Genomic DNA, 13158 nt, shown 5'->3' with positions numbered 1-13158 from the left:
CATCGTGGTTCAGCCTGAAGAAAATCCTTTGAGTGACGCAAGTCTGGGTTGGCGCCGAATGGACCCGCCCTGACAAATGCTATTTTTTGGATGAACAACAACCTTGCTGGGACCAGGAAGCCACGGTTGAACCTCGTGGGGCCGGCTTAAGCGAGCCGTTCGAGTTGGTGATGCGCGAGCAGCCGAATTGGACAGCTCCCATCGCGGAATGCCTCCGAGGACCCCGCGGGAATAATTGCGTATGGTCTGTTTCGAAAAAGGACGCCGCCGGTTCGAAATAGATACCCGGCGGCGCTTTTGTTTCAAACTGGGCCACTCAAATCCCCAGCATCCACTAATCAGCAATGTGTGTGCCAAGCCTCGATCACTGGAGACCCTTAAGGGTCCGTCCGGCAACACGCCGGAACAGAGGCTTAGTGATTCAGCGTCTTGTGCTGGGCAGTTATCTCACTGCCGCCTGCCAGACTAGCGCCAAGACCATCCTTTTCGTTGCAAAGTGCTTCTGGGACCCCATGCGTCCTGGGCGAAATCAGAAGTTGCTTCCGCATCTCGGCGAGGCGCGCACGGCAGTATTCGCGGTAGAGGAGGTCGAATAAAGCGGGCATGATCCAATCTCGCTGTTTGGAGTTGATCTGCACCATCAACTCCAACCTATCATTTTTCTCCGGGCCGAAGCTGTGAAGTGGCTCACAAGGTGTCCAGTTCTGTGGTCGGCGTAGGTCCTCATTGAGGACACCACGAAAGGTTGCCGACTCGACCTCGTGCCCGCCCGGCCACCGCGGCAGGCCATACTTCTTTCCGCTCTGTTCTACCGTGGCCGTGGCCTGGTTTAATTTCCGCACCGGCCTGTTTGGGCTTAGCATTTGATAATGCGCAGCCCGTTCGAGCCGAAGCATGTTCCCGACCAGGGCAGGGGATGAGGATGAAGGACTATCAGAATCACTTGGAAAAGCTTCGTAGCGACGCCGCCGAATGCAGGCTGATTTGCGATCTAGCTACGGAACCGGCGAAGCGAGAGCTCCTCGACAGGCTGGAGCCTGCCGGTTCACGCGGGTGGGACAATCTTTTGCCGGATTTCTCTCGCCATCCTGTCGTGTTCTTAAATTCTTGGGGAGTAAACGACGTGGCGACAGGGATAGTTAAGTGGTTCAACGCGACAAAGGGCTATGGATTTATCCAACCCGACACTGGCGGCAAGGACGTCTTCGTCCATATCTCGGCCGTCGAGAGAGCGGGCTTGAGCAGTCTGAATGAAGGCGCGAAGGTGAGCTACGAAGTCGTGGCCAACCGCGGGAAAGAGTCCGCCGAAAACCTCAGGGTAGGTTGACCCCGATTGGTCCGATATCGGCTCAAGCTCGAGCGCTGGCGGATGCGGTACCCCGGAAGACCCTGACCAAGGTGATAGTCTAAAGCCATCCCCTCAGGGCACGATTCCAAGCACTGCCCCGCTCCCAATCGGCGGGGCTTTTTCTTGCCACCCAGTTCACTCCCGGAACCCCGCGCATACTTGCCGATTTCCGATAGTGATTTAATGGTGGAACAAAGGTGAGTCATGAGCGACCAGCGGGAAATTTCGGCCCGTCTCCCGCCGCCGCAACTCGCAGAAGTAACTGGACGGCGCGTCACCGTGAGAGACGCAATACTCGCCGTCGTGGAGATTATCCCGGCCGCCAGTAGCCATTGAAGTAAGACCGAAATTCCATTGGCTTGATTTGGCTCATGGTCCGGCGGTGATATCGCCCATCACCGGCCCGTCCGTGGCTTGAAGAGGCCGCCTCGGTTCGCGGCCTCCTTTTTAAAGGTTCTCTTACTGTTTGTTGACGCCGTCTTTTACGGCACCCGGTTCGGTGGCAGTGCCCGTGTTTTTGACGCCGGCCGCGGTGTCGGCGCCGGAAGTGCTGGCGTCACCGCGGGGCGAGGGCTTGCTGCTCGTGCCTGTGGTGCCCTTGTGCATGGTTCCGCTGCTGTCCTTCATCGCGCCTTCCGACGCACCCGGTCCGACATTGCCTTGGCTCGAAGCACCGCCAGTGGGTTGAGCCGTCTGCGCGAATGCTGTGGGTGAGGAGAGTGCCAGGATGCAGACCGAAGCCAACATGATCTTCTTCATCAAATGATCTCCCTAGGTTATGTTTTATCACCTAAGGAAAACGGCCGCTCATTGCATTCGTTCCTAAGCGGGATGGGACGGAGCGCCGGTTCATGCTGGCGCGCCTATTACCTCGTACCAAAGGCAGCGTACTCTGGATCGTTTTCCGCGGACCAGACTTCGGCGACATCGGCATTCGCGAAGACTCTCAGGTGATCGCGGTCTTCAACTTGCTTGCCGGTGTCGACGTAGACAAAGACGATCATCTCGATTCCTTGCCATAAATTTTCGGCCTATCGTTCGACGTGACCGTTATGTCGCGCTCTCTATCGGCCCATCGATCCTTTTTCTTCTCTTTCACCGTGCGATCTGCATCCTCTGCCGGGGTGAGGTCGGCCTCAGGCCTGGACGGCTCTTGATCGCTCGTCATGTCGCCAGGGTCGACTTCAACGCTTCGTTGACTCAATGCGAGTCCGACACAGCCCAGCAACAATAGGAAGGCGCCGGCGATGATCAGCCAGTGCGGGTATTCCATCGATGAGAGGGCGTTTGTCATATCCGTCGCTACAAGCCGGGGAATCGACTTCCGGTCCCGGCCCAGTTCCAACTTGCCTGGTAGCCACCGGTTCCCTGCTGGGCGGCCCTCGGGACCGCCTTCGCCTTCACCAGGGGGCGGAGCGGCCTCTGATTACGCCGGAATCCTTGACGCTTCTTGCCACTTTTTCCCGATGTGTTTAAGTGCGGTTCTGAATCGCCTTCACGGTGGGGACCGATGGCAGTTGAGTACAAGGCCTACGGGATAGGCCCGGACGGCCACATCGTGGATCGCGTTGACCTGGTCTGCGATGACGACGACGATGCCAAAGAGCGCGCGCGTCAACTGGTCGGCGCCTATCCCGTCGAGTTATGGCAGGGCGAAAGGTTCTTGGGCCGGTTCGAGCCCTCGAGTTAAGGCCGACTTGGTTGGCGGCCTCTTTCAACCGGCTTGCTGGCTTCGTAACGGAGAAGCGGTCCGTCCGTTCCGAAATCAAGCACATGCGCATCCAAGCCGGACGGCAGCGTAAGAAAATCCTCCAGCTTCGAGCCGGCATCTCAACAGCATCTGCGGAACTGTTGTTGACGGGGGTGCTGGGGACAATCGACGACCTTGCGCCGAGCGGGACCGGCTCAAGAAGGAGGAGGGCGACCTTACTAACGGACGCGTCCTAAGCGGCCTCAGTTCGTGATGTGCGAGCAACTGAAATGGTACGACGAGAAGGGGCGGACAACTCGCCATGGCTCGATGCGCTTGCCGAGTTGCGCCGGCGGGCCACGCGTGAGGGTCACTGTTACCAACACGTCGAGGCCATCACCGTTGCGATCGATCAATACGCCGAGAAGGCGCTGGGCAACCGCGATTACTTTCTCAACAAGCCCTACGGCGCCGGGTAGCCGAGACTAAATATTTTGTTTGATGATCAATATTGAACAGCTCGCCCTCTCGCAACGTGCTTGCTTTGAATCGAACGGACGCGCCGTGGAGGGCTGCACCGTTCCCCGCAGAGAATGGCCTCAGCTCCCGCCAGCCCGAGTTGGGGCCATTTCTGCTTCGGCTGGCCTGGTCCCATGCGCGTTGCGCTAAGTCGGCGGGCGGATCCCTGCACCGTGACAGCTTGGCGGCGACGCCCAGCGCAATCATCAGAACGAAAGCGTCTGTTCTGGATCTTTCGACAAGCGCGATGATTCAATCACTGGGAGGATCACGAGCTTCAATTATAGCACTTTCGTTTCGCTTCCTGATGGACCTGCGATCACGCCGTTGCCATCTTCCGTTGCGCTTATGGCGGCTACTCCTGGACCAGCTGGCGCTTTTTGATGGAGAGCAAAAAGGCGCCGCATCAGTCCAACCGGTGCCGGATTTCGATAGGCTGATTAGGGCACCCTTCAACAATAGAAATTACGGTCGTCATAGTCGGACCCCAATCTGGCCTATGTCCTGAGCAGCCTCAGATGCTGACCGACCTCAGCGCTGAGGCCGCCTAATGTGGTAACGGAAAACCCAAATGGAGCAGCGGGCATCACGTCGGGTCGTGTTCGAGCGTGGGTACGACGCTCGACTGATGGCTATCGACGGTACTTGGCACCGAGCTTGCCAGATCGAGGATATTTCCGAGACCGGAGCGAAACTCAGTGTAGAGAGTTCGATCGAAGGCCTGCCTTTGAAGGAATTTTTTCTGGTCCTGTCGTCCACCGGAACGGCATTTCGACGTTGCGAACTTGCCTGGGTTAACGGGGACAATCTCGGCGTCTATTTCAAAAGGGCGGGCGAAAAGAAGCGCCAAAAGTCAGCGGTCACGGGTCTCGCTTGAGCTTTCGTTTGTCCCAATGCAGATCCCTGCGGTCTGATTGAGCGGTCGCGCATTCGAGCTCACGACGGACCCACAATAGCAAGAGCCGTCCGGGCGGTCACCGGACGGCTCTTTACCGCAATTGCCGGTTCGTGACCGGTTCCATCGCTTGATTTCGGCGAGGCCGTGAAAGACGCGCGGTCTTCGGACTGGCCTCTGATCGTTCGGGTATCGCCCCCGCGCGACTGACGATGAGACTAACCGATAAAATTCTAACGACAATCGAAACAGAAAATTAGGGTTACTTTCCCGGCGAACTGCGGCAGGCACTGACCACGGAGATTCCAATTTCGACCACCTGTCGCCGGTAGTGTCTCTTGGGCAGTAAATTTGGACTGGCTCGCGGCCACGTATGTCACTTATGCGGTAATCGGCAGCAGTTCCGGAGCCTTCACCTTCACGATTGAAGGGACGCCGGATGACCTCCAGGCGACACCAGCGGCAAGCGCTGCGTGGTTCGCCATGTCATCAGCGACGACCGGTAATTCATCGCTAGGATCCGCTCGGCGGCATCCGCGTCAACGCCTCGGCGCTGTCGTCGGCGACGCTAACTTTAAAAGTTTTGCAGGGGATCAGGGGCTGAAATGGCAGCGCGCAAACCGAAACCTTGTTCGGCCAAAGCGAACGTCATCCGGCCTCAATCGCCGTTCGGAACAGGGAGCGATCCATATTCCTTTACCGGTCGATCTTCACGCGCCGTTGCTTCTGCTGACGATCCGCCTAACCGACAACGCTGACGATGATGGCGTCGTGGATGATTTCTGCGACTGCTTCCTTCTCGAAAAAGGCCGTTCTTGCCGCCGTCAGAGCCTACCGGCATGCAAGCGGGACGGTGCATTGATTCAGCGCGAGCTACCTCCGCATCAAGAAACTGTGAGACGTGACGCAGTTCACATCTGAAAGTCCCGCCTTCGTCTAACGCCATGGCAGCCCCGATTTTCGGGAGGCAACCGATGTTCAACATCTATGGCGTAGGCACTACAGCGGCGGTCGGGCTTCTCGCCGTGATCGCACTGGCGTTCGCAGTTTCTGTTGACTCCAACCGGTCATCGGGCGCTGCCTGGAATGAATTTATGAGCGCATCCGTGTTCAAATCGGATCAGTCTAACTCACAGAAGAAAACGGGCTGCCCGCAAGGCAAGCGGAAGCTGCCAACCCAAATTACACCATTGCCGTAATAGAGGTCAGTCGGAGGGGCGGCGGCCGTTTCGCGAAGGTAGTATTCAACCCGCCAAGTTATGAGCGCGGGATCGGACGCTTTCTAGGTAGCGGAATACGTCCCGTGATCGGTATCTCATCGGCATTCGCGGACGCCTGCGCGGTTGGTGCTCGCCTGAGGATTGCCTTGGCAGCTTCCAAGTAGGCTGTCGCTGCCTTTTCGTCTTCAACTGGCTGCCTGTCAGCGCCCTTTGAAGCCGTTGTGTCAGGGCGACTGAATGCAATCTTGCCAAGATGAGGTTGCTGATCGACTGCGACCGAAGCGACCGGTGGGCGAAGCAAATAGGTAAAGGACCCTGCCAGGGCGGCAGCGGTTAGAACTGCAGAAATAACAAGGTGCGAACCGGTCATTCTTGGAGCTCAGGCTCAACCAGCGGCGACCGTTGCCCAAAATCACCAGCTGCAACAGAATCAGCGCGCCAGATTCGAATATTTTTGACTGTGCAGCACTGGCCGGTTTTTTACTAGGCATCGTATTAAGCCCCGTATTTATACCGCTAGGCTGACCCATGTTTTTCGAAGTGGTCGCAGCAATTCTTTTAGTAATCAGCGCAGGCATCTTGGTCGCCCACGCACTCGATGCATATCGGTCGTAAGGCGAGGTCGTACCTTATCTGTCAGGCCGCCGAGCAGATCGTAATTTCACGGGGACAGGGTTGTGAGCGTTCCGAGGCTCGTATCAACTGCAATTGTCGCTGTGAACGGACTGCCGAAGAGCGTCGAGTAAGGAATAACGCCCAATTTGCGGGTGAGCAGCCTATTCGCCGCTCGCCAAGCCGGTTCGTCTGGTTATCCGCCTACAATCCGAAAATACTTGAGAACACCCTGAAATCCGGCAAACAAGTCGTAAGCCTCGGCCAAGAACAAAAATAGCAACGAATGCACCAAATACATGCGGTCTTGAAAGGAATTCAGCACGCGCACGACCAGTGTTTGGAGATAAGGCACGCTATCGAATAGGCAGACAGCTGCTGGCCCCAGCACCAACGCGCCTAAGATGTCGCTTGGAAAGTGTATCCCAAGTGCGATGCGAGCGATGCCGGCCGTCATGAATGCCCATGCGAAGCACAACAGTCCGACTAAGCGGCTTTCAATGAAAATTACCGCAACCAAGGAGAAAAATAGGGTCGCTGTATCGCTGGGAAATGAACCCAGACGATCCCATCCGGTCGTCGGAAAATCGGCGGCCTTTAAGGGGAGTGTTGGATCTAAAAACGGGCGTATATGAGGGGTGAAGTGCCGCTGCAGCCACACCGATGTAACGGTGGCAAAACAAGTTGCAAGTAGTCCGATCAGCATTCGGCCGCGCCGCTTGTTGCATTCTGCTGAGAACCAAAGTCCAACCAGAGCAAAGAAAATTGGGAATCCTCGGGGTACAGGATTGTTTCCCATGAAAAGCATGAAGTAGCTTTTCTGATTAGTACTTAAGAAAAACGAGTTGATGGCCAGCAGGAGTTTTGTGTCCAGTTCGGATAAAATTACCATTGGAAGTGTTTATCTCACGTACTAACCAAGTCGGGTAAGCTTACCAGTACAGCGCAATCATTCGGCAAGGCCGCCCGTGGATACCGGCGGCCCCTTATTCGCGAAGTACGTTGGTTCCAACTTGTCTAGATGTCTCGTCGCCAGTCGCAACTAAACTCACGAATTAAGCTTGATGTCTGTCGGGTGAGTTAAATCTGGAACCAGAGACAAGTCTGATCGCTGTAAGTGCGACGCCAGGGTTTCTCCATCGCTTTCAGCCCCAGCTCTACAAGCTGGCGGATGGCGTCCTAGCTGGTCCTGCCGGCCCGCCGAGTTTAAGAAACGCGATGTTCACAACAAAAGACCGCCCGAAGGCGGTCATTGAACTACTGTGGATTGATTCAAAAGTAAGCCGCCGCCGCAAGCAGTACTGCGCCTTCAATGCCCAGGCAGCACCAGCCAATATTTTCGCCCGTTCGTGCGCGGGTCTGAATTGTCGCTGGTCGAGATTACGACATGGCTTCGGGGATCTTCTCCGAACCGGACAAAAATGAAGTGACCGAGCCCGACGTTTTGAACGTCACGGATGTAGCTCCGGGCCGGTCCAAGCGGTTTCAACCCTTCATACAGCATCACAGGCGAGCGCATGTTGTCTTCGCTTGCGTCTGCATACTTTGCCAGCAGATAGGAAATGGTTCGGTACGAAAAGCCTGGGCCTTGCACGAACCCCTGCAGGGACTCGGTCATCGTTCCGGATGGCCGTGGGGGCGGATCATAGAGGCGGCCTACCAAGAATGCGACGGGAAGATAGGTCGCATATAGGGCCAGCCCTATCGCCGCGATCTTCAACCGCAATCCGGCCCGAACGATTTGCCGCCAACCTGACCCGGCCTCCCTTGATGCTGCTCGCACTGTGCGTAGGGAAGCGTTAAGGCGATAGCTGAGAAAAGAAATAGGCAAAGCGCGATGACCGTTATGAGGATCTTCATTTCCTCACCTATCGGGCGGGAAGTAGTGCCGAAGCGTCAAACGCAAGGCGATGTAAAGCACCGCAACGATCGCAAGCCCGCAAATAAAGCCTTCCATGCGTCCCCCCGTCCACTTCGGGTGTCGCGTTTTAGCCCACAACCTTGCGGCGAGCAATCTGATTGTATGCCCGGTAGCACGCATACGAAGGTTGTTCAACCCCTCGACTTCGCCTTCAGCCCCAGTCCCACCAGACGGCGGATCGCTTCGGGGCGGCCGGGCAGGTCGTCCTGCTGACGGCGCCAATCGTCGATAGCCCGCAAACCATCAACAGCAATACGCACGTTGACCGCTTCGGATTCAACCGCTGGCCGGCCACGGGATTTCTTAGCGCTATTTATTTTTGATTTCATGATTTGATGGTTTCATAAAATAGCGAACCGGGCGAGTGCGGAAACATCCTGCCCGGCTCTAACCCCAGGCTAGGAAGCGACCTATGCCTAAGGTTGATCGCGTGCTTAGCACGCCACTCACAAAAACGTCTCCACCTCCAGTGATTCCACTGAGCCCCAATTGCTGCAGGGCAGGGAGTCAAACGAGCCAGAACCAACCCCGGTTCGGAGATTCTCGGAAGCGGGGCTGTAATGAGCAGGAGATCCATCATGAACATGCTTGTGGGAAGCGCTGCCGTCGCGGCAGGTGCAGCCGTGCTAACGGCAACCTTGCACGGGTCAAAACGCCAAAGGTGTACGGCGGTCCAATCCATGACATGACCATCGTCATTGACGGGAAGGAAATGCTTAAGAGCCCGGGAGAGTGGTTTTTTCGGGATCGCAACCACGTCAAGGAAGAGGGTACGCTTGAGCAGCTAGCCGATTGGGATCGGCAGACGAGGGCAGCTCGCCGCGCATTCCCGAAAGAACTGCGCGCCGCCGAACGAGAGCAACTATGCGCTTTGGATACCTGGACGGCTGCCGAACGAGCGTTGACAACGTATAAGCCCGCAAGCGCATCAGAGGCCGTGGAGCTGCTGACGCCAGCCGGTAAGCCGCAGGAGCGTGGCACGCTCTATATCGACGGGTGGGGTTTTCATCACCTTGTCGGCAACTGTGCAACTGCGCTGCGTGAAGCATTCGCGAATTGATTTTGAATGAGAAGCGGCCCGCCGGTTCGCGCTGGCGGGCCCTTGTTGGCGGAACCTGAAGCGGTGATAAGCTTGATCACCGGTTGTGTGAAAGTTTAGAAAAAAATGCCGAAGATAATTCTGATGTTGTTGCTGATAGCGTCCACGACTTCATCAATTGCAACGAAGAAAGCGGACGCTGAGCAGGCCGTGCGAGACGAAATTGCGTGCTACAACGTGATCACCGGTCGCACTTTCTCTGCAGCCGAATGTAACCTTCGCGCTTGTCGTGGCACGGACGGATCAGGCAGACAGTTTTTTGGAATTCAAGGTCATCATGGCGATGGCTATGGGCCCTGCATTCGTCCGCGAGAAGAAGGCGAAAGCAACAATGAATTTGATTGTAAATTTGGTCCCGGCTTCTTGGAGAGTCGAGGCAAACCCGTTCAAGCTTTCTCTTCACCGATTTGTGCCGAAGCGAAAGTGGAGTTCCGTCAATGCCTGAATGGCACTATGCTCGGTAGCTATCAATATCCTAATTGTCAGTAACCCTGCCGGGCAGAGTTCACCGCGGCTGCGCAGCATCAGCGTCTCGACATATTTCTCGGGAGAGAGGGATTTGTGATGCCCATCGTCGTAATCGATCCAAACACCTTTGCGTGCGCCTGGTCGATGGCAAGGCGGCAGGCCTTCAAGATGCGGCCCCGCTCGGGAGGATCTCTGTTTCCAATAAAGCCGATGCAATAGGGCCGTTCCGTTGAAGCGCCACAGTCCGAGCGGGCTTCGTGGATCTGCCTGACACGCTGCAGGACCCAAGGATGTTCCGAACGCTCATCGCCATCTTGTCGCGTGGCAAAAATGACATTGGAGCCGCTTGACTGGAAATGGAAGCCGATCGTTTCCAGCGCGTGGTATACCGGCGCAAATATACATACGGTTGTCATAACCCAACGCTGCTTCCCGTCGCGGTTGAGTCAACGCGATGTACACAACAAAAGACCGCCCGAAGGCGGCCTTTCAGCAAATCGGAATTATGAGGTCTCAGGTTATGCCGTCTGCGCTTTTCGGCGTCGCCAAGCAACTAGTCCGGCTAGTGCCATCATCACACCGGGCAAACCGGCACCAACGACCGGACCGGGGACGGCTGCCGTGTTGACCACGATATTTACATCCGCGACCGTGGTACGGTTATCAGAAGAGAAGAGCGCCAAATCAAACTTGTATGTGCCGACTAAATTAGGATCGAACCCACCAATGGCCGCCGACAAAAACGGAAAGCCTAGATTTTCGCTGTTTTGATAGAAGGGGCCTCCGGTTGGCGTGTTATCCGGGATCAAGATCGCATTAAAGAACGTAAATCCGTTCGGGCCCGTAATAGTGAGCCTGGAAACAGGGTTCAATAGCTGCCCCGGATTAATAGAAAAATCAAAATTCCAGAGTGCTAGCCCACCGCTCGTGCCCACGGGTGCGGTGTACACATTTCCGACCGGAGTTATAGGGCCGATTGTGCGCAGTGAGGCTCGGAGTGCTATTTCTATTCCACCGTTGACCGTGTCAACGGCGAAGTGACCGCCAACGGGCCCGGTACCGTTGGTCCAGCCGGTTGCGATATCTACGTCGTTGACGACCGCAGCAGATGCCGTCGCGACGCTTCCGAAAAGCGCAAGTACAAGATATAGCCCGAATCGCCGAAGCATTTTCGATCCCCCCAGAAAGCCCACTAGGGAATTGATGTGATTCATGGACGATTGGCAATGGGGTGTTCGCGGATGAGTTGCACTACGAATTCGCTCTCGTTCATTGGAGCCTCCGGTTTCATTTCTTCGCCTTCAGCCCCAGCTCTACAAGCCGGCGGACGGCGTCCTGGCTGGATCCCGCCGGCCCTCCGAGATTAAGAAACGCGATGTACACAACAAAACACCGCTCGAAGGCGGTCATTGAGCTACTCTGGATTGATTCAAAAGTAAGCCGCCGCCCCAAGCAGGCAATACCGCGCCTTCAATGCCCAGGCAGCACAAGCCAATAGTTCCGGCCGTTGGTGCGAGGGTCTGAATTATCGCTGGTCGAGAAAACGACATGGCTGCGGGGGTCTCCGCTGAACCGGATGAAGTTGAAGCGCCCAAGTCCGACGTCTTGAACCTCGCGGATGTAGCTTCGCGCCGGCCCTAGCGGCTTCAATCCTTCGTACAGCATCACGGGCGAGTGCATGTTGTCCTCGCTCGCATCCACATATCCACCGAGCGAATAGGACTGCGCCCGATAGGATGATCCATCGCCTTGCACGACCCCCAGCAACGGCTCGACCAACTCGCCGACCGGCTTCGGAGCCGGAATATAATTGCGTCCAGCCAAATATGCAGCAGGCAAGTAGACCGCGAACGCGGCAAGGGAAATTGCGATGATCCTCATGTGTGCATCATGTTTCGGGCGGGAAGAAATGCCGCAGGACCAGACGCACGACGACGAAGAGCGCGAGAGCACCGATCAGAGAGTAGATAGCAAACACCATGTGATAGCCCTGCTCGACACAGGCACCATAAGCGCAACGCGCCGGACCCTGCCTCCCCGGCCAAGACGAGCCGGGCAGTTGCCGCAATCATAAAGCGAGTCGGTCCGAGGTGGTGAGAATATATGGGTGATTGCTTATGCTAGATATCGTGCCTTAGCGCGTCGATCGCGAGAAGCTAGGTTCGCAGCGGAACTGCAGACGCGCGTAACCCCCGAGAGGGGATTTTGTCAATTGCGCGGAAAGCAAATCAGCTGCGCTGCATCGATTGCGGTCAACCTGACCCCATGCAAGGCGCAGATACGCAGGGCTGGTTCAAGGGCGAACTCGGCTCCGGGAAATAAGGTTCTGTCCTCCCGCTCTCGGCGCATCCGTCCGTGAGTGAAGACGGCCCCGGCGCGGGGCTGGTGTGCACCGGGACCGTCCCCTTGTTGCGCCCATCCGAGCGCAAGTCTCTTTAGCACAAAGTGACGTCGGGCGTTCCGCGTGTCAGCTTAAATATCTTGAGTGATTGAAACCAAAGGGTGGGGCCGCCCGTAGACTTAAAGCGAGCGGCCCCTGCCGACCACTTGCAATTGCCCTGCCACAAACAGAAGCGATGGTCGACTCTATGGCTACGTGATGGAACCGACCGAAGTTTCAAAAAAGAGGCCGCTTGATCTGGCGGCTTCATGACGCCTGAGGAGATCCGCGCGGCTATTCGAAACATGCCCGAAGTGGCTCGACAAAGAGAACTAGACGATCTCGCGCAGCCCCACTTCGATCGCATGGATGATTTGATCAAGGAAATGTGGGGGATACCCGCGCGCACAGCGGAAGGAAAGCGCTCGAAGTTGGACGTCCTTCTGACGTGCATCGCCGGAGTCGGGTGGCGCGATAGCGATAAGGACGCTGATTACGACGTCAGGATGATCCGATCGTTCATGCTCGAATTGCTGGGCAGTGAGCAGGCCGAGCGGTTCAAGGAGCAGTTCGCGGCCTGATAGCCTGGGTCCGCCGGTTCACGCTGGCGGGCGCCGCATTTTGTTAACAATGGCTCGGTATCTTGGCGACAATCGCGCAAGCCCCCAAGGCCCGCGAGAGTAAGAGTAGAGCCGTCGCTGTCTCAACCCAGCGGCGGCTTTTTCATGTTCAAGAGAGGCCGCGACTCGACCGGGAAACTTTTCAGAAGTTGGCGCTTTAGGATTCCAGCACTGGAGTACCGCGTTGGGTGACAATAGCCGCACTTGGACCAATGTCGAGATTGCTAAGCTTAAGCGTATGGCCGGCCGAATCCCGCGCGATCAAATCGCGGCCAAACTCAGCCGCAGCCCGGGCGCGACGGCGATGGAGGCATCTAAGTTGGGAATTTCGCTCAGCCTGCGGCCGAATATGCGACAGGCATTGCGAAGCAAGGGATCAACGAAGC

General features: G+C 56.6%; 18 protein-coding genes. 9 read left to right on the top strand and 9 right to left on the bottom strand.

Going from position 1 to position 13158, the window contains the following annotated elements:
- Positions 1-413 precede the first annotated feature (413 nt).
- On the bottom strand, positions 414-896 hold the full coding sequence (locus ACPPVP_RS24090; protein ID WP_426525098.1) for a hypothetical protein: 483 nt from the start codon (positions 894-896) through the stop codon (positions 414-416).
- A 227-nt stretch (positions 897-1123) separates the two neighbouring features.
- On the opposite strand from ACPPVP_RS24090, the gene ACPPVP_RS24085 reads away from it, so the two are divergent.
- Positions 1124-1327 (top strand): cold-shock protein, encoded by a 204-nt coding sequence (locus tag ACPPVP_RS24085; RefSeq protein ID WP_426538024.1) that lies wholly within the window; start codon positions 1124-1126, stop codon positions 1325-1327.
- Between the two features lie 480 nt (positions 1328-1807).
- Here ACPPVP_RS24085 and ACPPVP_RS24080 read toward each other — a convergent pair whose 3' ends face one another.
- The 3 genes from ACPPVP_RS24080 to ACPPVP_RS24070 all read right to left on the bottom strand — a co-directional run bounded on the left by ACPPVP_RS24080 (position 1808) and on the right by ACPPVP_RS24070 (position 2642).
- Positions 1808-2107 (bottom strand): hypothetical protein, encoded by a 300-nt coding sequence (locus ACPPVP_RS24080; RefSeq protein WP_426525096.1) that lies wholly within the window; start codon positions 2105-2107, stop codon positions 1808-1810.
- Positions 2108-2214: 107 nt separating this feature from the next.
- Positions 2215-2352 carry a hypothetical protein gene (locus ACPPVP_RS24075; RefSeq protein ID WP_426525094.1) on the bottom strand — a complete coding sequence of 46 codons (138 nt, stop codon included), beginning with the start codon at positions 2350-2352 and terminating at the stop codon, positions 2215-2217.
- Entirely contained in the window at positions 2349-2642 is a 294-nt protein-coding gene (locus ACPPVP_RS24070) for a hypothetical protein (protein WP_426525092.1), read from the bottom strand. Before ACPPVP_RS24070 ends, ACPPVP_RS24075 begins: the two co-directional genes overlap by 4 nt.
- 216 nt (positions 2643-2858) lie before the next feature.
- Here ACPPVP_RS24070 and ACPPVP_RS24065 point away from each other — a divergent pair, with 216 nt between their 5' ends.
- The 5 genes from ACPPVP_RS24065 to ACPPVP_RS24045 all read left to right on the top strand — a co-directional run bounded on the left by ACPPVP_RS24065 (position 2859) and on the right by ACPPVP_RS24045 (position 5651).
- Positions 2859-3038, top strand: coding sequence for a hypothetical protein (locus tag ACPPVP_RS24065; protein WP_426525090.1), 180 nt, complete (start codon positions 2859-2861; stop codon positions 3036-3038).
- 290 nt (positions 3039-3328) lie between these two features.
- Entirely contained in the window at positions 3329-3517 is a 189-nt protein-coding gene (locus tag ACPPVP_RS24060) for a hypothetical protein (protein WP_426525088.1), read from the top strand.
- A gap of 611 nt (positions 3518-4128) precedes the next feature.
- Positions 4129-4434: a PilZ domain-containing protein gene (locus tag ACPPVP_RS24055; protein ID WP_426525086.1), complete on the top strand. Its 306-nt coding sequence runs from the start codon at positions 4129-4131 to the stop codon at positions 4432-4434.
- Positions 4435-4803: 369 nt separating this feature from the next.
- A complete protein-coding gene (locus ACPPVP_RS24050; protein WP_426525084.1) occupies positions 4804-5373 on the top strand; it encodes a hypothetical protein in 570 nt (189 codons plus the stop codon).
- A gap of 53 nt (positions 5374-5426) precedes the next feature.
- A complete protein-coding gene (locus tag ACPPVP_RS24045) occupies positions 5427-5651 on the top strand; it encodes a hypothetical protein (RefSeq protein WP_426525082.1) in 225 nt (74 codons plus the stop codon).
- 829 nt (positions 5652-6480) lie between these two features.
- On the opposite strand, the gene ACPPVP_RS24040 is transcribed toward ACPPVP_RS24045, so the two are convergent.
- The 3 genes from ACPPVP_RS24040 to ACPPVP_RS24030 all read right to left on the bottom strand — a co-directional run bounded on the left by ACPPVP_RS24040 (position 6481) and on the right by ACPPVP_RS24030 (position 8534).
- Complete coding sequence (locus ACPPVP_RS24040; RefSeq protein ID WP_426525080.1) at positions 6481-7176, bottom strand: phosphatase PAP2 family protein; 696 nt, start codon at positions 7174-7176, stop codon at positions 6481-6483.
- A 417-nt stretch (positions 7177-7593) separates the two neighbouring features.
- On the bottom strand, positions 7594-8004 hold the full coding sequence (locus ACPPVP_RS24035) for a hypothetical protein (RefSeq protein WP_426525078.1): 411 nt from the start codon (positions 8002-8004) through the stop codon (positions 7594-7596).
- Positions 8005-8336: 332 nt separating this feature from the next.
- On the bottom strand, positions 8337-8534 hold the full coding sequence (locus ACPPVP_RS24030; protein ID WP_426525076.1) for a hypothetical protein: 198 nt from the start codon (positions 8532-8534) through the stop codon (positions 8337-8339).
- 356 nt (positions 8535-8890) lie between these two features.
- Between ACPPVP_RS24030 and ACPPVP_RS24025 the strand changes: the two genes are divergently transcribed.
- Both ACPPVP_RS24025 and ACPPVP_RS24020 read left to right on the top strand, forming a co-directional pair.
- Positions 8891-9265 (top strand): hypothetical protein, encoded by a 375-nt coding sequence (locus ACPPVP_RS24025; protein WP_426525075.1) that lies wholly within the window; start codon positions 8891-8893, stop codon positions 9263-9265.
- A gap of 123 nt (positions 9266-9388) precedes the next feature.
- Positions 9389-9793 (top strand): hypothetical protein, encoded by a 405-nt coding sequence (locus tag ACPPVP_RS24020; RefSeq protein WP_426525073.1) that lies wholly within the window; start codon positions 9389-9391, stop codon positions 9791-9793.
- Positions 9794-10290: 497 nt separating this feature from the next.
- Here the strand turns inward: ACPPVP_RS24020 and ACPPVP_RS24015 are convergent, their stop codons facing one another.
- Positions 10291-10986, bottom strand: a complete 696-nt coding sequence (locus ACPPVP_RS24015) for a hypothetical protein (protein WP_426525071.1) — start codon at positions 10984-10986, stop codon at positions 10291-10293.
- A gap of 256 nt (positions 10987-11242) precedes the next feature.
- Complete coding sequence (locus tag ACPPVP_RS24010; RefSeq protein ID WP_426525069.1) at positions 11243-11653, bottom strand: hypothetical protein; 411 nt, start codon at positions 11651-11653, stop codon at positions 11243-11245.
- Between the two features lie 768 nt (positions 11654-12421).
- Between ACPPVP_RS24010 and ACPPVP_RS24005 the strand changes: the two genes are divergently transcribed.
- On the top strand, positions 12422-12733 hold the full coding sequence (locus ACPPVP_RS24005; protein ID WP_426525067.1) for a hypothetical protein: 312 nt from the start codon (positions 12422-12424) through the stop codon (positions 12731-12733).
- Positions 12734-13158: the final 425 nt, after the last annotated feature.

It is taken from the genome of Bradyrhizobium sp. McL0615 (assembly GCF_049993905.1).
In the GTDB taxonomy this organism is placed as follows: domain Bacteria; phylum Pseudomonadota; class Alphaproteobacteria; order Rhizobiales; family Xanthobacteraceae; genus Bradyrhizobium.
Note: the sequence above shows the minus strand (reverse complement) of the source record. Positions and strands in the feature narration are given on the sequence as shown.